Source organism: uncultured Cohaesibacter sp. (assembly GCF_963556055.3).
In the GTDB taxonomy this organism is placed as follows: domain Bacteria; phylum Pseudomonadota; class Alphaproteobacteria; order Rhizobiales; family Cohaesibacteraceae; genus Cohaesibacter.
On sequence record NZ_CAUVYE020000013.1, the window covers coordinates 748609 to 770128 of the forward strand.

Below are 21520 nucleotides of genomic sequence, written 5' to 3' on the forward strand. Positions count from 1 at the left end.
GCACCTGACCTCTGGAAACGGTAATTGTCGAAATGAAAGTTGGGGCTCTGGTTTACAGAGCCGCCTTTTCGCAAGCAAAGGCCCAGTCGAGCCACTCGGTCAACGCTTCAAGATCGAACGCTTCAACAGTCGCGCCAGCCCAGATGCGAAGCCCTGTAGGCGCATCACGATAGGCGCCAATGTCAAAAGCAACGCCTTCCTTGTCGAGACGGGCAACGAGAGCCTTGGCAAATTTTGCCTGAGCATCCGCGTCCAATGCAGCAATATCCGGATCTACGATCGTGAAGCACACGGACGTATTGGAACGAATAGCCTTGTCTTTGGCGAGGAAGTCAACCCAAGAGGTTTTCTCGGCCCAGGCTTCAAGAACTGCAAGATTCTTGTCCGCACGCGCCATCAAGCCCTTCAGACCACCCAGATCTTTGGACCATTTCAGCGCATCAAGATAATCTTCGACACAAAGCATGGAGGGGGTATTGATGGTAGCACCCTCAAAAATGCCTTCAATCAGTTTACCGCCCTTGGTCATACGGAAAATTTTTGGCAACGGCCACGCCGGTGTGTAGCTCTCAAGACGCTCAACCGCGCGAGGCGACAGGATCAGCATGCCGTGAGCAGCTTCACCACCCAGCACTTTCTGCCAGCTATAGGTTACAACGTCGAGCTTGTCCCAAGCCAGATCTTGCGCAAAAGCTGCGGAAGTTGCGTCGCAAATCGCCAGACCTTCGCGATCCGCAGGGATCCAGTCGCCATTGGGGACGCGCACACCAGAAGTCGTGCCATTCCATGTGAAGACCACATCGCGTGTGAAATCCACCGCGGAAAGGTCTGGAATCTGGCCGTAATCGGCTTTCATCACTCGCACGTCTTCAAGCTTGAGCTGTTTGACAACGTCAGTCGCCCAGCCGGCACCAAAGCTTTCCCACACGAGGATGTCTGCCCCACGAGCCCCAAGAAGAGACCACAGGGCCATTTCCACCGCACCGGTATCCGACGCAGGCACGACGCCAATGCGATAATCAGCAGGAACACCGAGAATGTCGCGGGTCTGATCGATCGCCGCTTTCAATTTGGCCTTGCCAAGTTTTGCTCGGTGAGAACGGCCCAGTGGCGCGTCTTTCAGGCTGTCAAAAGACCAGCCTGGACGTTTGGAGCATGGACCAGAAGAGAAATGGGGATTGTTCGGCCGCACGGCCGGTGTCGTAATAGCGCTCATAATGCTACCCTCACAGATAGTTGCCTCTCGTTGGGGAGAGGTGTCCCACTGATCGGGGTATCCCAATTTCCTGGATCCGTCAAATCAAATCTGGGCAAGACAAGAATTAGGAGGGGATGACGCTCCGGATGCATAAAGGCGCGTTCAGCGCATGCCGTGGTTGAAATCACACGCAAACAGCGAAAAGGCGACTGCTACAGTGAACAGTCGCCTGTTTCGAGAGGTCTTTTTCGACGCCGAGCCGGAAAGGCTCCATCATTCGGTGACGGTTAGTGCACCCTCAACAATGGCCAGCAATCCTTGGCTCAGGCTCGGCTTAGCCCTTGCTAGTTCAGATCGTAACGAAGACCGACACGGAACTGATGTGCATAAAGATCTTCATACTTGGCTGGATTTTCGGTCGAATTGGACGTAGGCACATCGCTCTGTGCTTTACCGAATGACATGAAGCGGTAGTTCGCATCAAGCTTCAGATTGTCAGACACGTCAAATGCAGCACCAGCCATCAGGTTCCAGGCAAAGTTGGTTTTGCCGTCGTCACCAAAGACATAGCCACTGGTTGATGTATAGTCGCTTGCTCTGACATAGGCCAAACCAGCACCAGCACCAACATAAGGCGTGATTGCACCCCAGGTGGTGAGATCGTAATAGCCGTTCAGCATCAGGGTCCATGCACTGAAATCAGTTGTTTCAGACGAATCGTCCAAAGCATGATTACACGGGTCAAGACACGGAGCTTTCGCTTTATACTTCACTTTGGAGTGATAATCAGCGGTCAAGTCTGCGCGGAAATGCTCATCAAAATAGTAACCGACGCCGACACCGGCCAGCCAGCCATTTTCGATGTCACCATCATGGAACTTGACTTTGGTTCCGTACGCGTTGACCCAGGACCCTTTGCCGCCAGTGTAGGCGGAAAGCCCCATGTCGCCGCGCAAATACCAGCCAGAGCCGATAGCAATCGGTGCTTCTGGTTCATATTCTATGATCGGTGGCTCTGGCAAGTCGGCTGCGAAGGCAACAGACGCTGACATAGCGGCCCCGAACACACTCAAAAACAGATTTTTTTTGAGGCTGCTCATCTCTTTTCCTCTCGACGCAAGTTTTAAAACACGAAACTGAGACATAAACTCAAAAAGAAAGATCACAGAATTTTGTTAAAACTGAATTAACTACGATTATTAAGCATAATTACCGCAAAAAACTTGCAATTCGTAATATTTACGTAGGAATTTACTGCAAATTGCAAAAATCATTATTAATAAATCATTACCAAGTCTGAAAATCCTGGGTTTTCTAGGCCTTCCAGCTCGAACAACCGGAAGTCGAACACCGACACGTTTCGGCAAACCGGACCTGTTTGGCGTTTTCCCTCTCTATATTCTGGAAATTGGGCAAAAGACCATGTATCAAGGCTCAAGGCAAACGGCATATGAATCCACTAGGCATATGCATCCACTATCAGTGGCGTTTTTCACTTTCACTTCGAAATACCGGAAACAATGTCAAACCATTCCTTGCGTCATTGGCTGATGATGGCCTTTCTCGTCCTGTCCTGGGCATCAGCCATCATGCTGACACGCGTCGCCGTCACTGACCTGTCGCCCTTGTGGGTCACCTCCGGCCGGCTTGTCACCGGCGCGATCGTCCTCATTCTCTATCGCACGCTTTTTGTCAAAGCGCGTTGGAGTTTGAGGTGGCATCATGCCCCTTGGGTACTCTGGCTCGCCCTCCTGAGTTCCGCCATTCCCTTTTTCCTCATTGCCTGGGGAACGCAATATGCAAGCTCAGCCATCGCAGGAATTCTGATGGGCACGATTCCCTTATCGGTTTTGGGATTTGCGCACCTGTTTCTTCCCGATGAGAAATTCTCAAAGAACAAGGCAGTCGGCTTCATGATCGGATTTGTCGGACTCTTGTTGATCATCAAGCCCGGAGCCGAGACCATCGCTGCCGAACACAGGATGGAACTGATTGGCATATTGGCGATTTTCATTGCCAGTCTTTGCTATGCCCTCAACAGCGTCGTAACGCGGAAAATGCCCGCCGCAAGCAATGTAGACAAGGCAACAGCAGTGGTAACCACGGCAGCCATTTTGCTCCTTTTGATGACCCTTTCGCTTGAACCTGCCAGTTCGATTTCTTCCGCACCAATCATGAGCTGGATTATTTTGACTTATCTTGGCGTTGTTCCGACGGCATCGGCCTCTCTGGTGCTCTTTGTGCTTTTGTCTCAGACAACCGCCAGCTTTGTTGCCATGAACAACTACATCATCCCTGTTTGCACGGCCTTCGGCGGCGTTTTCTTTCTGGGCGAAACCTTGCCAATCAATGCCTGGCTTGGCATGGTGGTCATCCTGTTGGGCCTCGCGATCAGTGAAAGGCGGCCCAAAATCAAAAATGCATCAGGTCAGGCCACCTGAAAAGCAGAGCATGACAAACAAAAAAAGAGCCACTCCGCAAGGGGCAGCTCCTTTTTTCAAATCAGTGAGCAAATCAGCTAGGCACTCGCCTTGACCACTTCGGTGCAGATATCATTGACAACCTGCTCAACCAGTGAAGGATCATCCCCTTCGGCCATCACGCGAATGACGGGCTCGGTTCCCGATTTACGAATGACAAGGCGGCCCTTACTGCCAAATTTCTTTTCGCCCGCCTCGATCGCTTTCTTGACTGGTTCCTCTTCAAGAGGCTCGCCACCGGAGTATCGGACATTTTTGAGAAGCTGCGGTACCGGCTCGAAGCGATTGCAAACCTCGCTTACCGGCTTACCCATTTTCACGACCACCGCCAAAATCTGCAAGGATGCGATCAAACCGTCGCCTGTGGTGCAATAGTCGTTCAGCACGATATGGCCGGACTGCTCGCCACCCACATTGTAGTTGTGCTTGCGCATATGTTCGACCACATGACGGTCACCAACCTTGGTCCTGATCATGGAAAGCTTGAGGCCCTTGAGATAACGCTCAAGCCCCAGATTGGACATGACCGTTGCAACAATGCCTGGCGCTGTCAGCAATCCTTCACGGAACCAGCTTTCTGCAACAACAGCCATCAACTGGTCACCATCAACCACATTGCCCTTTTCATCCACGATGATCACGCGGTCCGCGTCCCCGTCAAGCGCGATCCCGATGTCTGCACGGACCTCCCGAACCTTTGAAACCAGCGCCCCCACAGAGGTGGAACCGCAATGATCATTGATGTTGAACCCATTGGGTTCGACACCGATTTTCACCACTTCCGCTCCCAATTCCCAGAGTGCATCGGGTGCGACCCGATAAGCGGCACCATTGGCGCAGTCGATCACGACGCGCAGCCCTTCAAGAGACAGATCCTTGGGCATGGTGCGTTTGGCAAATTCGATATAGCGGTCATAGACACTGTCGATGCGCTTGGTCCGCCCCAACTGTTCCGCGGGCACAAGACTGCTGGACATGTCGGTTTCAATCAGGCGTTCGATCTCTTCCTCGATCTCATCGGACAACTTGTAGCCATCCGGACCAAACAGCTTGATACCATTGTCGTGAAATGGATTATGCGATGCCGAAATCATGACGCCGAGATCAGCTCTCAGCGAACGGGTCAACATGGCAACACCCGGTGTTGGAACTGGCCCCAGAAGGAAGACATCCAGACCCATTGCGGTCAACCCTGCGGTGAGAGCAGGCTCCAGCATATAGCCGGAAATGCGTGTATCCTTGCCGATCACCACGCGATGGCGAAAATTACCCCGTCTGAAAATCTTCCCCGTCGCCATGCCCACTTTCATGGCAACTTCAGCCGTCATTGGAAATTTGTTGGCGCATCCCCGAATGCCGTCTGTTCCGAAATATTTAGCCATCAGTCTCAACAAACCTTTCAAGAGAACAAATAATCAATCCTGGCCAAGCCCCCGTACCACCCGATCAAAATCGGTTGTGCGGCCCGATCCGGTTGAAGCGCTTCAACCACCAGAGCTGGGTTTGCCAAGTTTATGCAAATCTGTCGACATCTTTACTCCGATTTAAACGAGAAATCTCGTAATATCGCGATAAGTTTATTCAAACTTTGTTTCCTGTTATTACAGTTTCAAAGCGATCCCGAACAGGACGTTCGGGACTTGATCGCGCACAAAAAAAAGCGCCCCTGAGGACGCTTTTCTTTTTGATGTGACAACAAATCAGGTTTGGGGTTGTGGCTCGATGCCGCCATCGGACTCCCCACCCTTCTTGATTGTGCCAGCGGTTGGAACCGCAGACCCCTTGGGTGTTGAAGGCGCGTCATCATCTTCCCTGATCGGTGGTTTGCCAGCGAGCAGATCCTGAATTTCCTGACCACTCAGGGTTTCATATTCCAGAAGTCCTTCGGCAATGGTGATCAGTTCATCCTTGTGTTCAGTAAGGATTTCCTGAGCCTTCTTGTAGCCGGTCTCAACAAACCGCTTCACTTCGGCATCGACCAGTTTCTGCGTCTCGTCCGACACATTCTGCTGACGAGCAACCGAATGACCAAGGAACACCTCCTCCTCGTTGCCAGCATAGAGAAGCGGCCCCAGACTGTCCGACATGCCATATTGCGTAGCCATGGCATGAGACAGGCGCGTTGCCATCTGGATATCACCCGACGCCCCTGACGTGACCTTGTCATAGCCAAAGATCATTTCCTCGGCGACACGACCACCCATGGCAACCGCAAGATCGGCATTGCACTTGGCGCGAGTAAGGGACACCTGATCCTTTTCAGGCAAACGCATCACCATACCAAGCGCACGCCCGCGCGGAATGATCGTCGCCTTGTGGATCGGATCGGATGCCGGCATATGCAGCGCGACCAGCGCATGGCCAGCCTCATGATAGGCGGTCAGTTTCTTCTCTTCATCGCTCATCACCAGAGTGCGACGCTCGGCACCCATCATGACCTTGTCCTTGGCGTCCTCAAACTCCTGCATGGAGACGAGACGGCGATCACGACGTGCAGCCAGAAGGGCGGCTTCATTGACGAGGTTCATCAGGTCAGCACCGGAGAAACCGGGGGTACCGCGAGCCAGTGTCTTCAAGTCAACATCCGGGGCCAAAGGCACATTGCGCATATGAACTTTGAGGATCTTCTCACGGCCCGAGATATCCGGATTCGGAACCACGATCTGACGGTCAAAACGGCCCGGGCGCATCAACGCAGGGTCAAGCACGTCTGGCCGGTTGGTCGCAGCAACAAGGATAACACCCTCATTAGCTTCAAAGCCGTCCATCTCGACCAGCAACTGGTTGAGCGTCTGTTCGCGTTCATCATTACCGCCACCGAGACCGGCGCCACGATGGCGCCCCACCGCATCGATCTCGTCGATGAAGATGATGCAGGGCGCATTCTTCTTGGCCTGCTCGAACATGTCGCGTACACGGGAGGCACCAACACCAACGAACATTTCAACAAAGTCGGAACCGGAAATGGAGAAGAAGGGAACATTGGCTTCACCGGCAACAGCCTTGCCAAGCAAGGTCTTACCTGTACCCGGAGGGCCTACCAGCAGAACGCCGCGTGGAATACGACCACCAAGACGCTGGAACTTCTGCGGATCGCGCAAAAACTCGACAATTTCCTGAAGATCTTCCTTGGCCTCGTCAACACCTGCCACATCGTCAAATACCACGCGCCCTTGCGCTTCGGTCAGCAGCTTTGCCTTGGACTTGCCAAAGCCCATTGCCTTGCCACCGCCCTGCATCTGGCGCATGAAGAAAATCCAGACCGCAAGAATGAGGATCATCGGGAACCACGACACCAGCGCACCAAGCAGCGAGAAGCTCTCGGTTTGCGGTTTGGCGGTAATGGAGACGCCATTTTCTTGCAGCTTCGGAATCAGCGTGATGTCATTCTCGGGCAGATAGGTCTGAAAGCCGCTATTGTCTGACATCTGGCCGCTGACCTGCTGACCAACAATTGTAACCTGTTTGACGCGGCCTTGTTCCACGTCCGTCACGAATTGAGAAAATGGAATCTCCTGAGAGTTCGCTTGCTGAGCCGGGCTTTGAAATAGCTGAAAAAGAGCCACCAGCAACAGGCCGATAATGACCCACAAAGCCAGACTACGGAAATTCGCGTTCATATGTTTTCCCTTGGTTCCTCAGAAACAGGGGGCCATTCCTGGGAGCCAGCCATCCTGCTTCTCGCTCTTGAGCGATGCGCCATACCATCAATGAACAGTTGTCATTTTCGACATGTCACACCAGATTTTTAAGGGCAGCCAGAAGAAAAGACACACTTTTCATCGGCGCCCGATGTCACTTCCTGTTGAATTTAGGTCTTGATTGGGCCCTTGCCAAGGCAAGCCTACCCAATTCTTCCTAATTATTATTATATCATTCGTCCAAGATCAGTATTTGATGAAAAAATCGTATCGTTTTCCTCAAATTCAACCCTAAAAGCAGGTTTGTCGCGCTCATTAGACCAATGCATAACCGCGCAGGGCTCACCCCGCCACCATACCGAAGGCAATGCTTCTATCAAAGGCACCGGAAGATTATCATCATTCCAGGCCCCGCTTTTCAAGAAACCAGCCTTCATCTCATAGATCAGCCGACCTTCTTGGCCCAGCGCATGCAGCACGGGCCTTTCATCGCCGAAATCGACTTCGCCTGCCAGCCGCACAGAGCAAAGACCCAGCCAATCCACTGGTTTTTGCAAAAAAAGCGGACTTTCAAGGGGATTCCGACCCGGTTCCCGATAAATAAAGAAGCCGTCCTTGCCACGCCAGAGCATATCGAAGCAACAGCCTCCAACGGTTCTCTTTTGTGCATATTGTCTGGAATAAGCTGATTGAAGAGCCTCATCCATAGCCAGCAATTTAATTTCGCGTGGAGGATAGGCTGGTCCGGCAACATAAATCAGCGCCTTGCGCAAAATCCGCAAACGGAATTCTTCAGCCAGAGCACAATAGGACGACAAATTCACCCAAAGGGAATGACCGGGCGCTTCAAGAGCTTCGTCTTGAAAAAACTTATCAACAACAGTTGAAAGCGCAGCATCCGCCCTCTGCATCCGCCGTGCTGTCGCCCCCAATCGCTCCGGGCTACATCCCTCCTCAGCAAGCACCGGCATCATCGCCCGCACTCTTGCCCGCAGATAGCTCTTCTTGTTGTTGCTGGGGTCTTCGGCCCATTCGATTTTGCGTTCCAGAAGACTGGCAACCAGACGAGTTTTGGGAACCGAGAGAAAGGGGCGTAACAGTGTCAATCTGCCTTGCCGCTGAACTTCGTGCATGGCCCCCAAGCCCGACACGCCGCTACCACGCAGGAGACGCATAACGACCGTTTCAGCTTGATCGTTCAAATGATGGGCCAGCACGAGACAATGACAGGACATTTCCTCAGCATAGTCTGTGAGGAGTCTGTAGCGTGCTTCGCGTGCCTCTGCCTGAAGATTGGCATGCGATTTCTCACCCTCCCACACCAACGTCCTGTGCGACAGCCCACGCTCTTGAGCAAGCTGTGCAACATAGGCACATTCGTCACCAGATTCAGGTCTTAAGCGATGATCCACACTGGCAACAAAAAGTTCAATACCGATGTCTGCCCTTTGGCACCATTCGTGGCAGAGCACCATCAGCGCAAGCGAGTCAGCCCCGCCAGATACGGCAAGAAGGATACGCACGGGATCGGAAGATTGCCCTTTCAGGCGAACAATGCGAGAGAGCCAGGAAACCCGTTCATGGACTTTATTGTTCGCCTTATATCGGTCTGTATATTCTGCCAAACAGGCAAAAAGGGCATCATAGTCATCTTCATGAAGCGGCCCATCAGCCAGCTTCCGGTCTTCTTTAACATTGGCCACTTTTGATTTCAGCCTGCACTTTTTGGCGAATGGCAGGTGAGACATTGGGGAACTTTTGCAGCAGTTCCTCAAAGGTCGCACAAGCTGCATCCTTTTCATTGATCTGACGCAGGGCCATTCCGGTTCTCATCAGCATTTCAGGTGATTTCTGAACATTGGGAAATTGCGAATAGGCATCGAGAAAAACCTGAATGGCATCCCGATATTGACCCTGCTGAAATTTGCTTTCGCCAAGCCAGTAATAGGCGTTCGGAGCAAGCCTGTCTCCGCCATAAGCATTGACGAACTGCTGAAAGGCACTTTCGGCTTCGTGATAGTTGCCGTTCAGTATGAAGCCGTAGGCCGTATCATAGTCGGTTGCGGGATCACCGGTCATGATGTAGGACCCGTCATTGCCACCAACCGGCGCCCCCACATTGCCCGAAAGCATGGAGGACAGATCGATAGGCCCGGCACCCGGTTGTGACAGCGAGCCTCCCGGACTTGAATTGTTTTTTGTGCCACCTTCAAGCGAGAGCTGATTCTGCGAGAGACTGCCAAGACTTTGCGGTGGAGTACCCAATTGCTCAAACTGCTGCGCGGCAGGTTTCTCGGCTGGCGGATTGATGCTTGATCTCTTCGTCCCGGTTTTACGTTCCAGATCCTGAAAACGGAATTCGGAATCCTCCTGGAACCGCTGCAATTGCTCCTGCAACTGACGAACCCTGAAGTTCAACTCTTCTATCTGCCCGTTATACTGGCGCATTTGCTCTTCAAGTCGATCAACCCTGACCGCAAGGCTGGCGGCAGACTGGGCAACCACGATACGACCTGTCTCCTGCCCGATGGCCACAGGAGGAAGCGGCACCGCCTGATCGCGAACCTGCGCCTCAAGAGACTGGATCCGGCCATCAAGCCCTTGCAGCAACGAGGAGTTGGAAGCCAGACTCACGCCGCTTCCACCCAATACCAATGCCAATGTCGTGGCCAACAATCTATTCATGAATTTCCTCACAATATCGACAATATCGCGACATCCGAACTGACACCTTGCCAAAACAAACGAAAGACTTTGTCTGCCATTTATCCTGAAAAGACGCCAACAAGGCGCTGTCCCAAAACAAAGCTGACCCCGTCGAGATCCGGGGCCGGTGAAGCGCACAACAAAACAAACCCATTCCCGCTTCTACACCAACCACAATATAGGAAAATGCAGGCCTACACGCAATGTGCAAGCCTGCATCCCGGATAATTTGTTTGAATGACAATGAAGCGAAGACAAAACGCCAGAGAGAAGCGCGAATGCCTCTTTAGTTGGCAAGCGCGGTCACTGCCCTACGGTTTTGCGACCAGCAGGAAATATCATTACAAACGGCCACAGGGCGTTCCTTGCCATAGGACTTGGTTGTCATCCTGTTGGCAGCGACCCCTTTGGAAACAAGATAGTTCTGCACAGCATTGGCGCGGCGGGCACCAAGCGCGATGTTATACTCGCGCGTTCCGCGTTCATCCGCATGACCTTCAATGGCAATACGGTAGTTCGGATACTGGTTGAGCCAAACGGCCTGATTATCAAGCGTCGCCTGAGCGGAATAGTTCAAATCCGTACTGTCGGTTTCAAAGAAAACACGATCACCGACATTGACGACGAAATCCTGAGCAGATCCCGGTGTCGCAGTTGAGCCATTTGCATCTCCAAGCCGGTCGGGCGTGGAAGAACAGGCCGCCACCGCGAACAGCAAGACGACACCGAAGAGCATGCGGAAAGTTGTATTTGCACTAAATGACATCTGCCTGTCCCTTACGATTAATTCAGCACCAATTTCCCAAGAACTTTGGATGAAACGCTATAGTGCAGAATTTTAGTTAACCGGACGTTCCTAAACATGGTTACCAACTTGTTAATACCCCAGAATACTGTCCGTTCAAAGGGCTTCATCGATTCAAATCATGGCCAGACTGAGGCATAAGAAAAAAGCAACAACAAGTTTGCGTGACATGTGAATTTGTGATGTATAACTACCGGATCCGGCCAATAAGCGGCAAAAATCCGATCCAGCCTCCCAGCATCATCACACCACCCGCAAGAATGAGGATCGGACCGGTCAACCGTGCGAAAAGTCGAAAAATCGTGTCGACACCATCCCACCGCTTACCTTCCTCATCCCCCAAGGTCCGGCCAATGCCGGCAATCGCAAGCCAAAGACCGCCAAAGCCGATAACCAGACCCATGTTTGGTTTGAGAAGGGCAACCACAAGCTCGCCAGCATCAAAGACCAGCGTGATGGCAATGAATGCAAAGACCAGACTGGATAGGCATAGATTAAACCCGCTTATCCGTGCCGCCCATCCCCTTTTTGTAGAATACAGATTGGTATAGGAATCCCCATCCAGATCATAACCGGAGCGCATTGCCGCAAGACCTCTGTCGAGGCCCGCTCCTGACAGCAAAAGGAAAGCAAGCCCCATGAGGGCTGTACTTTCAAATTGCTGCGCCAGGATCATCAACATGAAGATCGTCAGGATGAAGACAATGACAAAAACATTTTGACGCACATTGTCCTCCCCTCAATGGCATCACCTTTTTGCCTGATCTCCTTATTGCACCAACGGTGACCAGGCCGGATCTGAAGCAAACTCGGGCGTTGGAATCTGATACTTGTTCCGCCCTGTCAGATCGATTGCATAGAGCTTTGGCCCGCCATTGGCTCCAGGGCTTTCACTGAAATACATCAATACCCGCCCATTGGGGGCCCAGGTCGGGCCTTCATTGTGATATCCGTCCACCAGAATGCGTTCACGAGAGCCGTCCGTTTGCATGACGCCAATCTGGAACTGTCCGTTGTAACGCTTGGTGAAAGCGATCAGGTCTCCCCGCGGCGACCAGACCGGCGTTGAATAACTGCCGTTGCTAAAGCTGATGCGCTGGACGTTGGAGCCGTCAGCATTCATGACGTAAATCTGTTGTTTTCCTCCGCGATCGCTTTCAAAGGTAATCTGACGGCCATCGGGCGAGAAGCTTGGCGAGGTATCAATAGACGCAGAGTTGGTCAGGCGCGTGATCCTGCCCGTCCGCAGATCCATTCGATAGATGTTGGCATCGCCCCCCTGTTGCAGGCTCAAGACGATACTCTGCCCGTCAGGTGAGAAACGGGAGGAAAAACTCATGCCGGGGAACTTGCCGACCACAGACCGACGCCCCGTTTCAATATCAAGCAAATAGGCTCTGGGCTCGCCATTCTCCAGTGCCATATAGGTGATTTCCTGTTTGGTTGGTGAAAAGCGTGGGGTCAGAACCAGATCGCGGCCATCGGTGAGATACCGCACATTGGCGCCATCCTGATCCATGATCGCCAGACGCTTCACCCGGGCATCCTTGGGTCCGCTTTCGTCGACAAAGACGATGCGGGTGTCGAAATAGCCCTTTTCCCCGGTCAACCGTTCATAAATCGCGTCTGAGATGATGTGCGCAATGCGGCGCCAATTTTGTGGTGAGGTAAAGAACTGCTGCCCGATCATCTGCTTGCCAGCATAAACATCCCAAAGGCGGAACTCAGCTTTCAAACGGCCATCGGCTTCGCTTGTCACCGTCCCGGTTACCAGCGCTTGCGCATTCAGTACCGTCCAGTTGGCGAAAGAAGGCACCGTCGAGGCGTTCAGATCCTTCTGCAAATAGCTATTGCGATCCAGCGGCGCAAACAGACCGGACTGCTTCAAGTCGGCTTCGACAACTTCCGAAATCTGCCTCCCTTGCTCGATGCCACCAAAGTCTGTCACTGCAACCGGCATCGGCTGTATATTGCCCTGTGTGATATCGATCTCAATCAACGCATATCCCGGCCTTGTCATTGCGCCGCAGAACAGGAGTGTCAAAGCGAAAAAGGAAACGCGTGCTCCCTTGCCTGTTATAAACGAGCGAGAAAGCCAGCCGGATATTGCATTAAGAAGCATCTTCATCTGTTTTCTTTCTGTCAAGATCGCAAAGGGCCTGACCTCAGTCATCGACCCTGTTATCATGTTGCCGAAAAAATCCCCTCATCTCGGCAATCGTCTCTTACACAACCTGATCACTCTTGATAGCAGCAGACAAGTTGTAATTTCGAAGGTCATGCACTCCCGCCAGCTCATGGCAAGTCTGGCGAAAGGTGCTAGAACATATCGCTGGGATCAAACGTGATCCGTACCCGACGCCAGGCGTCATACTTATCCGCCGGCAAAGTGTAAGGTGCGCAGCGACGAACCGCACGCATGGCACTTTCAACCGCAGCAACCCCGAACTGGTTCGCAGGAAACTCCACCGGCTCCGGCCCGGCATTCAGATTTCCCTGTCGATCGAGTCCAAATTCAATTCTGACACGCAATTGTGACGCATCAACGGCACCAACGGGCGGTGACCAACATTGTGCAATTTGAGCGCGCAGGGCATCAAGTTCGCTCTGCGTCATGGCAGCAGCCTGATTACCCGTACGCGAGCCGAACGAAGCCTGCTGATCATCTGTCCCGCTTTGAACCGGGGCTGCCTGATCGGCCTTGTTCGCCAGCGCCTTCAAAGCATCCACATCAAAGCTTCTGTTCTTCTTGGGTGGTTCTGGTTTGCTTATTCGTGGCTTGATCTTGGGCAGTGCCGCAATCGGATTAGGGACCTGGGGCTTTGGCTCATCGACCTTTTTCGGCTCGGGCGCTGGCTCGGGTTCCGGTGCCGGGGCTGGTGCCGGTTCCGCCTTGGGCTCGGGCACGGGTTGAGGCTCAGGCTCAGGAGGTGCCGGCTCGGCCTTTGGCTCCGGGGCTTTGGCCTTTGGTTCAGGCTCGGCCTTCGGCGCAGGCTTTGGCTCAGGTTCCGGTTCCTTCGGCTCAGGCGCCTTCTTGGTTTCCTCTTTGATGACCTTGGAAACCTCTCCCGATGCCTTGCCCTTGATCACATCGGTGACATCGGAAATCTGAACCAGCTCGATCGGCAGGATCTCAAGCTCACTGACATTATCAACCTTTGGAGCGGGCAGACTAACAAGCCCCCACCCCAGCAGGACAATATGCCCTATGCTCGAAACGATGAAACCGACATTCTTCAAGACTATTGAAGCTCCCCGGTGCTAACCAGCCCGATTTTCTTGAAACCGGCGCGATTCATCGCTCCCATCACTTTCATGATGGTGCCGTAGTCAACATCCTTGTCACCGCGCACGAATATTCGCTCTTCATAGCCATTCTGCGCCACGCCCAGCAAGGTTTCGACCAGCTTGTCAAACTCCACCGGTTGGTCCTGAAGATAGATGCTTCCATCCTTGGAGATGGACAGGCTCAGGGGTTCGGTCTGACTGGAAAGCGGATTGGCGTTGCTCTCTGGCAGGTCAAGCGGCACCCCGACCGTCATCATTGGTGCCGAGACCATGAAAATGATCAGCAGCACCAACATGACATCGACCATCGGTGTCACGTTGATCTCGGCAACAGGTCTGTGCCGAATGGCGCGGCGTGCGCCCCGCCTGCGAGAACCGCCCGGTGTCCCCATGGATCCCATAGCCATGCGCTATCCCCTTTCGTCCATAAGACGCGAAAGGATCGCGGAGAATTCATCTGCAAAGCCTTCAAGACGCATCGCATGCTGGGACGCAATGGAGGCAAGCTTGTTGTAGGCAACAACAGCCGGGATCGCAGCGACCAGACCAATTGCAGTTGCAAACAGCGCTTCGGCAATGCCCGGAGCCACCACTGCAAGCGATGTATTCTTGGAAGCGGCAATCCCCTGGAATGAACTCATGATACCCCAAACCGTGCCGAACAGACCGACAAAGGGAGCCGCTGAACCAACGGTCGCAAGAAACAGCAAGCGTTTTTCCAGCCGGTCGACCTCACGCGCAAGCGTCACATCGAGCACTTTCTCCAACCGTGCAGGCAAACCGGAAATCGACCGCGCATGCCCCTCGAAGCTTCGCTTCCACTCACGCATGGCCGCCACGAACAGGGCTGCCATGGCATGATTGGATCGCCCGGAAAGCGACTTGTAAAGCTCTTCCAGAGATTGCCCGGACCAGAAGACCTTTTCAAACCGATCCATCTGCCGCTTGGTACGCATATAGAGAAGGCTCTTGTCGATGATGATCGCCCAGGACCAGACAGACGCCGCCATCAATCCCATCATCACGATTTTCACGACAATATGAGCCTGAAGGAAAAGCGTTATCAGCGACATATCCACGTTCGGGGTCGCAAGGGCTGTTTGAACAACCTCATTGGGCATGAATTTCTGTCCTTTCTGGAACGCGCAGAAAACGCGTATCTTTCGTCCTCTAAAGCAATGCACACAGCAAACCGGCCCCAGAGTCGACATTCAGCGACAGCATGTGTCAGCAGATTTTGTCAAAACTAGGGACAACACCAAGATGCAGAACCTATATCGCACCTCTAGACAAGGCATAATTATGGTTAATGAAAATTTAAATAAAGGTGCACGAGCTTTGAAACAGCAGAAGAAAAATGAAACTGCTTGCCTCAACAGGCAAAAGACTGCCTGATTTTCTCTGGAATTCGCCGTGGTTTGCCATCGCGATTGATGGCAACAACCGTAACACGTGCAGTGAACAGGATCTCGTCATCGCGCAAAATCTGCTGGTCCAGGATCATGCGTGCGCCCTTGACGGCATGAACCCGGGTCTCCACCGCAAGAATATCGTCAATATGGGCAGACTTGAGAAAGTTGATGTCCATGTGGCGCACGGCAAGCGCCATCCGTTCTCCCTTTTCCGGGTTATCCATCTCACTGTGATGAATACCAAGGAGCCGGATGTGATCCGAGCGTCCCCGCTCGATGAAACGCAAATAGGAGGCGTGATAGACAATCCCGGAAAAGTCGGTGTCCTCATAATAGACCCGAACCATCTGTCGGTGACCAAACTCGGTGAGGCGACCGGCAAGATCTGGCCAGTCAGTTTCGTTATGATGCTCAGGCATCATCCAATCCTTCAGCAAACAGGCCCATTTGCGGGGGAGCGTCTTTTTTCGGCACAGCCAGACCCAAATGGGCAAAAGCCTTCGGCGCCAGCAGGCGTCCGCGCGGCGTGCGCTGAATGAAACCCTGCTGGATCAGATAAGGCTCGATAATTTCTTCAATTGCGTCCCGGGGCTCCGAGAGCGCGGCGGCTATGGTCTCTACTCCGACAGGACCACCTCCGAAAGAGGTTGCGATCAGGGTCAGATACCGCCTGTCTAGGGCGTCGAGCCCTTCATTGTCAACTTCCAGCATTTTGAGGGCTCGGTCAGCCACCTCGCAGCTGATTTCGCCCCCGGCCTGAACGATGGCCACATCGCGCACGCGGCGCAGAAGTCTGCCAGCGATACGGGGTGTCCCGCGAGACCGGCGAGCGATCTCGATCGCCCCGTCCTTGGTGATGGAAACCCCCATCAGTCGCGCACCACGTGTGACAATATATTCCAGTTCGTCCACAGTATAAAAATTGAGCCGCACCGGAATGCCGAAACGATCTCGCAAGGGTGTCGTCAGCAATCCAAGCCGCGTTGTCGCCGCCACCAATGTGAACTTGGCCAGATCGATCTTGACCGATCGGGCCGCAGGCCCCTCACCAATGATCAGGTCGAGCTGAAAATCCTCCATCGCCGGATACAGAATTTCCTCAACCGCCGGATTGAGCCGGTGGATCTCGTCAATGAACAGCACATCATTCTCTTCGAGATTGGTAAGAAGCGCGGCCAGATCACCCGCCTTTGCAATCACCGGCCCGGATGTGGATTTGAAATTCACCCCCAGCTCGCGCGATACGATCTGCGCCAGCGTCGTCTTGCCTAGGCCGGGAGGGCCGACAAACAGCACATGATCAAGTGCTTCCTTGCGGGTGCGTGCCGCCTCGATGAAAATGGACAGATTGGCCCGGGCCTGCGCCTGACCGACAAAGTCATCAAGCATTTGCGGACGCAAGGCGCGATCGGTATCTTCCTCTCGCGACCCCGCAGAGACGAGACGGTCTTCTTCATCCATCATTGGCTAAGCTCCTTGAGCGCATGCCGGATAAGCGCTGCCGTACCAAGTCCGTCCCCTTCCCGTTTGATGACGGTCGCCACCGCAGCACTGGCCTGAACCTGCGCGTAACCCAGATTGGTAAGAGCGGATACCGCTTCGGCCATGGCCTTGGGCGCACCCACGGCATCAATCTCGGCTTGCAAATTGGCCACCGCCTTGTCGGTCGCAGCAAGGCTTGGCGTCTTGTCCTTCAACTCCGAGACAATACGTTGTGCCACTTTCGGGCCCACGCCGGGCGTCCGCGCGACCATGGCCTTGTCCTGCAAGGCAATGGCCGACGTCAGTTCCGAAATCTTCAAGGTCGAGAGAATGGCCAAGGCAACCTTTTGCCCAACCCCTTGCACAGTGGTCAAAAGGCGGAACCAGTCACGCTCCAACGCCGTGGCAAAACCGAACAGCTTGATCTGGTCTTCCCTCACATGTGTCTCGATGAGCACGGTCGCAGCCTCGCCAGCAGCAGGCAGGGATTGCAAGGTCTGGTTCGAACAATAGACCTCATACCCCACGCCTCCGACATCGACAATCACATAGCCATCGGCATATTCGTCAATCAAACCCTTAAGCTTGCCAATCATGCAAAATCATTCCTTGCCCTAAGCGATTTTATAGGCCTTCTGCCCCCGCTGGTGCGCGTGGCAAATGGCAATGGCCAGCGCGTCCGCTGCATCCTCACTGTCGAACGTGGCTTTCGGCAGCAACATCTTGACCATTGTCTGCACCTGATTCTTGTCCGCATGCCCCACCCCGACAACGGTCTTCTTGACCGCGTTGGGCGCGTATTCAGCAACTTCCAGCCCCATCTGGGCCGGGGCGAGCAGAGCAATCGCCCGTGCCTGCCCCAATTTCAGTGTCGCAGCCGCATCCTTATTCACAAAGGTTTGCTCGACCGCCACCTCACTCGGATCATAACGCTCAAGAACTGACATGATACCCTCATGCAATTCAAGCAGGCGCTCGGCAAGATCCTTCTTGCTATTGGAAGTAATCAGGCCCGAGCCGACAAAAATCAGCCGATTGCTGATGACATCAATCGCGCCCCAGCCCGTGCGGCGCAATCCCGGATCAAAGCCAACGATTCTGACAGGATGCTCTTTCATACCCAATTCTTAACCAACAAATATGAACAATACCAGAACAAACTATGGGTTCAAACAGGATTTGACAAGTTCCGCAAGCATGGCAACACGTGTTCACGCTCATTGCCCTATCTTGACGCGCCACTTAAGGATCGGTCTCCCGGAACCAATATCGAGCGACCACTCGCCATGGGAGTTGCGTCCATGGCGCTGGCCTCGGATTTCACCCATGATTTTCCTGACTGGTCACTCACGGCAAGCCCAGTCTCGCCGACTGAGGTAAAATACGGCGCGGACCGGATGAATTCTTCACCCCGCTGTTTGGCTTTGCCAAAATCAAGCTATTGACCGCCTCGATCAACCGATAAAATCGTCAAACAAAAAACCCCGCCCGGACAAGCCGCAGCGGGGTTGCATATTCAATCGATCATGAAAGAGCGGATCACCCTTCCAGAGACGCGGCCACTTCATCGCTCATGGTGAAGTTGGAATAGACATTCTGCACGTCATCATCATCTTCAAGAGCATTGACCAGACGCATGATCTTGGCAGCCTTTTCCGCGTCGACATCAATCTCGTTTTGTGGCTTCCAGATCGCATTCTGGGATTCAGGCTCCTTGCCAAGCGCATCTTCCAAAGCCTTGCCGACCTCGATCATGTCTTCAAAGCTCGTATAGATGGTGTGGCTTTCCTCATCACTGATGACGTCATCAGCACCCGCCTCGATGGCTGCTTCCAGAATGGTGTCGGCATCACCGGTATCAGCCGGATAGACCAACTCGCCAACGCGGTCGAACATGAAGGCAACAGAACCGGTTTCACCAAGTGACCCACCGCTCTTGGTAAAGGCGGCACGCACGTTGGACGCAGTACGGTTGCGGTTGTCGGTCAGGGCTTCCACCACAAGCGCGGTACCACCAGGGCCATAGCCTTCATACCTGACTTCATCAAAGTTGCCTTCATCACCGGCTTCAGCCTTCTTGATGGCGCGATCGATATTATCCTTGGGCATGGACTGCCCACGCGCGTTCTGAATTGCCAGACGCAAACGAGCATTCGAGTCAGGATCACCTCCACCCATTTTCGCAGCTACGGTGATTTCCTTGGATAGCTTGGAGAACAACTTGGATCGCTTGGCATCCTGTGCGCCCTTGCGATACATGATGTTCTTGAATTTTGAATGGCCTGCCATAATCCTACATTTCCGTATTATTTTTAGGTCGTCGCGCATTCCACGCTCTATTTGCAGCAGGTCATGCCACAGATAGCCAGCAAAGATCAAGCAGTCAGATCGAATGGCCGCATCAACGGGGCTTCAATTTGCGCTCTTTTCCCAAAAAGAAGGAATATGCCGGGATAAATGCCCGCCCAGCCTCAATGGCTCGGTCGCAATCGCCAATCCGGTTGCATCATCAATATCAACCGCAAGACCACAAAGGGTCGGCTCACCAAGCGCAGGGGTGTAGCGGGATGAGGAAATCTTGCGCAAAAAGCGTTGCACCGGCTCGTCCTTGTCCATGCCAAGCACGGAATCATAGTCACCGGTCATACCAGCATCGCTCATATAGGCTGTTCCGTGTGGCAAGATGCGGTGATCTGCGGTCGGCGCATGGGTGTGCGTCCCAACCACCATGGAAACACGACCATCGAGAAAATAGCCCATGGCCTGTTTCTCCGATGTCGCCTCGGCATGGAAATCGACAATGATTGCGTCTGCAAAATCCCCCATCGGGCAGGCATCAAGTTCCTTGTCCAGCGCGTTGAAGGGGCAATCCAGCGGATCCATATAAACGCGCCCCATGGCATTGACGACCAACACCGACGCGCCATTGCGCGCGTGATAGAGATTGGCCCCCTTGCCGGGCACTCCTGAAGGATAGTTGATCGGCCTCAGAAAAGCGGGCTGGCGCTCACAAAAGACCAGAGCATCGCGCTGGTCCCAGGCGTGATTGCCGGTGGTGACCGCGTCAGCCCCTGCATCGATGAGATCCTGCAAGATCGATTCGGTTATGCCAAAACCACCTGCGGAATTCTCTCCATTGATGACAACGAAATCGAGTTGATAACGCTCGATAAGATTTGGAAGTTTGTCTTGAACGATTGTCCGCCCGGCACGTCCTACAATGTCACCAATAAAAAGAAGTCGCATCAAATCCGTCTCATTCAGCCCGGCCAACCCTAAGCCGGTTCAAATATTTCTCGCTCTGTCACGATCGCATCCAGAGGCAGGTCATACTCCCCTACGGGAACCTTGTCCAGTTGTTGCAGGCCAAAGGCCAGACCGACCAGAACAGGCCGCGTGCCGCCGATGATCCGTTCCGAAATGTAGCGATCATAATGACCCGCCCCATGCCCAAGACGATTGCAGCCCCGATCAAAAGCCAGAAGCGGCATCACCAGACATTCGGGCAGAACCTCTCGGGCCTTGACATCCGGACCCTTGGTCCCATAACCGGCATCGATCAATCCACATCCATGCTTCCAGTTACGGAACAGCATCCCGGTTGTTCCAATTGTTATGGGCAACGCGAGTTCGCATCCCCTCTCTCTCAAGGGGCTTTCGAGCAGGCTGGCATTTATTTCCGATCCGATTGGCAAAAAAAGGCCGATGATCGCGCCTTTGCGGAGCGTCAGCCGGTCGAAGTGGTGAAGGAAATTCTCACAGATCTGCTGGCTAAGAGCATGATGCTCTTTCGGGGACAGAGCAGCCCGCAGAGCTCTCATCTTGCCTCGAGCTTCGCTCTTGAGCTGTTTTGTTACGCCATTATCCATGCTCATCAATCCGCATATCGAAAAAGAGCGACCAACCTTGCTGAAAGGAAAGTCGCTCCTAATCGGAAAGCCGCAGCGACCGTCGATGCTTTTCAGATCCTGGGACACCTGAAATACAGGTGGGTGCCAGTTGAAACGGACCACGGTCCAGATCAGCGCCAGCTCCCGTTCGGATCGTTAAGGCCCCAAGGAAAAGTTGCTTCTAACGTGAAGTGCAGCAAGTTTTCCATATATAAAGCATCGCTTAGTAAAATTCCAGTCTGATTATGACATGGCAGATCAGCCATCCTGCAATACTTCGGACAATCGCTCCAGTTGCTCCGCAGCCTTCTCGATCCTGAGTGCGATGGCTTCCTGATCCCCTTCATTCTTGTCCATGATGGCAGATCGGGCATCCCGCAAAGCGGCGATCTCTTCGGCCAGTGTCTTTGTCTTGCCTTCGGTTTCATTCAGCAAGTCCATTGCCATGATGCCAGCCATCACCGTCAACCGCTGATCTCCGATTTCTCCGAAATTTTCCTTCAGCTGCACAATCATGTCATCAAACCGGCGCGCCAGGCCCAGCAGATGATCTTCCTGCCCGTCTTCGCAGGCCATGCGATAGGCGCGTCCGTTGATGCTGACATTGACCTGAACCAT

At 53.5% G+C, this 21520-nt stretch carries 22 protein-coding genes and 1 other RNA gene; 2 read left to right on the forward strand and 21 right to left on the reverse strand.

The features are described from left to right. Nucleotides 1–52 precede the first annotated feature (52 nt). Both ACHZB8_RS12080 and ACHZB8_RS12085 read right to left on the reverse strand, forming a co-directional pair. Nucleotides 53–1216, reverse strand: a complete 1164-nt coding sequence (locus ACHZB8_RS12080; protein ID WP_316860627.1) for a phosphoserine transaminase — start codon at nucleotides 1214–1216, stop codon at nucleotides 53–55. Nucleotides 1217–1542: 326 nt separating this feature from the next. Continuing rightward, entirely contained in the window at nucleotides 1543–2298 is a 756-nt protein-coding gene (locus tag ACHZB8_RS12085; RefSeq protein WP_316860628.1) for a porin family protein, read from the reverse strand. 420 nt (nucleotides 2299–2718) lie between these two features. Between ACHZB8_RS12085 and ACHZB8_RS12090 the strand changes: the two genes are divergently transcribed. After that, nucleotides 2719–3639 (forward strand): DMT family transporter, encoded by a 921-nt coding sequence (locus tag ACHZB8_RS12090; RefSeq protein ID WP_316860630.1) that lies wholly within the window; start codon nucleotides 2719–2721, stop codon nucleotides 3637–3639. 77 nt (nucleotides 3640–3716) lie between these two features. Here ACHZB8_RS12090 and glmM read toward each other — a convergent pair whose 3' ends face one another. The 14 genes from glmM to ruvC form a co-directional block, all read right to left on the reverse strand. Continuing rightward, nucleotides 3717–5063, reverse strand: coding sequence for a phosphoglucosamine mutase (gene glmM, locus ACHZB8_RS12095; RefSeq protein ID WP_316860771.1), 1347 nt, complete (start codon nucleotides 5061–5063; stop codon nucleotides 3717–3719). Between the two features lie 315 nt (nucleotides 5064–5378). Beyond that, nucleotides 5379–7298, reverse strand: a complete 1920-nt coding sequence (gene ftsH / locus ACHZB8_RS12100; protein ID WP_316860631.1) for an ATP-dependent zinc metalloprotease FtsH — start codon at nucleotides 7296–7298, stop codon at nucleotides 5379–5381. Nucleotides 7299–7546: 248 nt separating this feature from the next. Continuing rightward, nucleotides 7547–9121: a tRNA lysidine(34) synthetase TilS gene (gene tilS, locus ACHZB8_RS12105; RefSeq protein WP_316860632.1), complete on the reverse strand. Its 1575-nt coding sequence runs from the start codon at nucleotides 9119–9121 to the stop codon at nucleotides 7547–7549. After that, nucleotides 9009–10004, reverse strand: coding sequence for a tol-pal system protein YbgF (ybgF, locus tag ACHZB8_RS12110; protein ID WP_316860633.1), 996 nt, complete (start codon nucleotides 10002–10004; stop codon nucleotides 9009–9011). The genes tilS and ybgF overlap by 113 nt, the downstream gene beginning before the upstream one ends. Nucleotides 10005–10311: 307 nt before the next feature. Next, nucleotides 10312–10791, reverse strand: a complete 480-nt coding sequence (gene pal / locus ACHZB8_RS12115; RefSeq protein ID WP_316860634.1) for a peptidoglycan-associated lipoprotein Pal — start codon at nucleotides 10789–10791, stop codon at nucleotides 10312–10314. 229 nt (nucleotides 10792–11020) lie between these two features. Next, complete coding sequence (locus tag ACHZB8_RS12120; RefSeq protein ID WP_316860635.1) at nucleotides 11021–11557, reverse strand: hypothetical protein; 537 nt, start codon at nucleotides 11555–11557, stop codon at nucleotides 11021–11023. 42 nt (nucleotides 11558–11599) lie between these two features. Next, nucleotides 11600–12952, reverse strand: coding sequence for a Tol-Pal system beta propeller repeat protein TolB (gene tolB / locus ACHZB8_RS12125; protein ID WP_394706187.1), 1353 nt, complete (start codon nucleotides 12950–12952; stop codon nucleotides 11600–11602). A 197-nt stretch (nucleotides 12953–13149) separates the two neighbouring features. Further along, on the reverse strand, nucleotides 13150–14070 hold the full coding sequence (locus tag ACHZB8_RS12130; RefSeq protein WP_316860636.1) for a cell envelope biogenesis protein TolA: 921 nt from the start codon (nucleotides 14068–14070) through the stop codon (nucleotides 13150–13152). Between the two features lie 2 nt (nucleotides 14071–14072). After that, nucleotides 14073–14525 (reverse strand): protein TolR, encoded by a 453-nt coding sequence (gene tolR / locus ACHZB8_RS12135; RefSeq protein WP_316860637.1) that lies wholly within the window; start codon nucleotides 14523–14525, stop codon nucleotides 14073–14075. A gap of 3 nt (nucleotides 14526–14528) precedes the next feature. Beyond that, nucleotides 14529–15239, reverse strand: a complete 711-nt coding sequence (gene tolQ, locus ACHZB8_RS12140) for a protein TolQ (RefSeq protein WP_316860638.1) — start codon at nucleotides 15237–15239, stop codon at nucleotides 14529–14531. A 251-nt stretch (nucleotides 15240–15490) separates the two neighbouring features. Next, nucleotides 15491–15949 carry a tol-pal system-associated acyl-CoA thioesterase gene (ybgC, locus tag ACHZB8_RS12145; RefSeq protein ID WP_316860640.1) on the reverse strand — a complete coding sequence of 153 codons (459 nt, stop codon included), beginning with the start codon at nucleotides 15947–15949 and terminating at the stop codon, nucleotides 15491–15493. Then, a complete protein-coding gene (gene ruvB, locus ACHZB8_RS12150) occupies nucleotides 15942–16991 on the reverse strand; it encodes a Holliday junction branch migration DNA helicase RuvB (protein ID WP_316860774.1) in 1050 nt (349 codons plus the stop codon). Before ruvB ends, ybgC begins: the two co-directional genes overlap by 8 nt. Beyond that, entirely contained in the window at nucleotides 16991–17608 is a 618-nt protein-coding gene (gene ruvA, locus ACHZB8_RS12155; protein ID WP_316860641.1) for a Holliday junction branch migration protein RuvA, read from the reverse strand. The genes ruvB and ruvA overlap by 1 nt, the downstream gene beginning before the upstream one ends. An 18-nt stretch (nucleotides 17609–17626) precedes the next feature. Beyond that, nucleotides 17627–18088 (reverse strand): crossover junction endodeoxyribonuclease RuvC, encoded by a 462-nt coding sequence (ruvC, locus tag ACHZB8_RS12160; protein ID WP_316860776.1) that lies wholly within the window; start codon nucleotides 18086–18088, stop codon nucleotides 17627–17629. On the opposite strand from ruvC, the gene ACHZB8_RS12165 reads away from it, so the two are divergent. Then, entirely contained in the window at nucleotides 17969–18457 is a 489-nt protein-coding gene (locus tag ACHZB8_RS12165; RefSeq protein ID WP_316860782.1) for a hypothetical protein, read from the forward strand. The genes ruvC and ACHZB8_RS12165 overlap by 120 nt on opposite strands. Before the next feature lie 94 nt (nucleotides 18458–18551). On the opposite strand, the gene ACHZB8_RS12170 is transcribed toward ACHZB8_RS12165, so the two are convergent. The 5 genes from ACHZB8_RS12170 to ACHZB8_RS12190 form a co-directional block, all read right to left on the reverse strand. Next, on the reverse strand, nucleotides 18552–19301 hold the full coding sequence (locus tag ACHZB8_RS12170) for a YebC/PmpR family DNA-binding transcriptional regulator (RefSeq protein ID WP_316860642.1): 750 nt from the start codon (nucleotides 19299–19301) through the stop codon (nucleotides 18552–18554). A 123-nt stretch (nucleotides 19302–19424) separates the two neighbouring features. Beyond that, nucleotides 19425–20258, reverse strand: a complete 834-nt coding sequence (locus ACHZB8_RS12175; RefSeq protein WP_316860643.1) for a TIGR00282 family metallophosphoesterase — start codon at nucleotides 20256–20258, stop codon at nucleotides 19425–19427. 29 nt (nucleotides 20259–20287) lie between these two features. After that, on the reverse strand, nucleotides 20288–20887 hold the full coding sequence (locus ACHZB8_RS12180; RefSeq protein ID WP_316860644.1) for a 5-formyltetrahydrofolate cyclo-ligase: 600 nt from the start codon (nucleotides 20885–20887) through the stop codon (nucleotides 20288–20290). Between the two features lie 58 nt (nucleotides 20888–20945). Continuing rightward, nucleotides 20946–21105: non-coding RNA, 6S RNA (gene ssrS, locus ACHZB8_RS12185), on the reverse strand. A 55-nt stretch (nucleotides 21106–21160) separates the two neighbouring features. Continuing rightward, nucleotides 21161–21520, reverse strand: a complete 360-nt coding sequence (locus ACHZB8_RS12190; RefSeq protein ID WP_316860645.1) for a cell division protein ZapA — start codon at nucleotides 21518–21520, stop codon at nucleotides 21161–21163.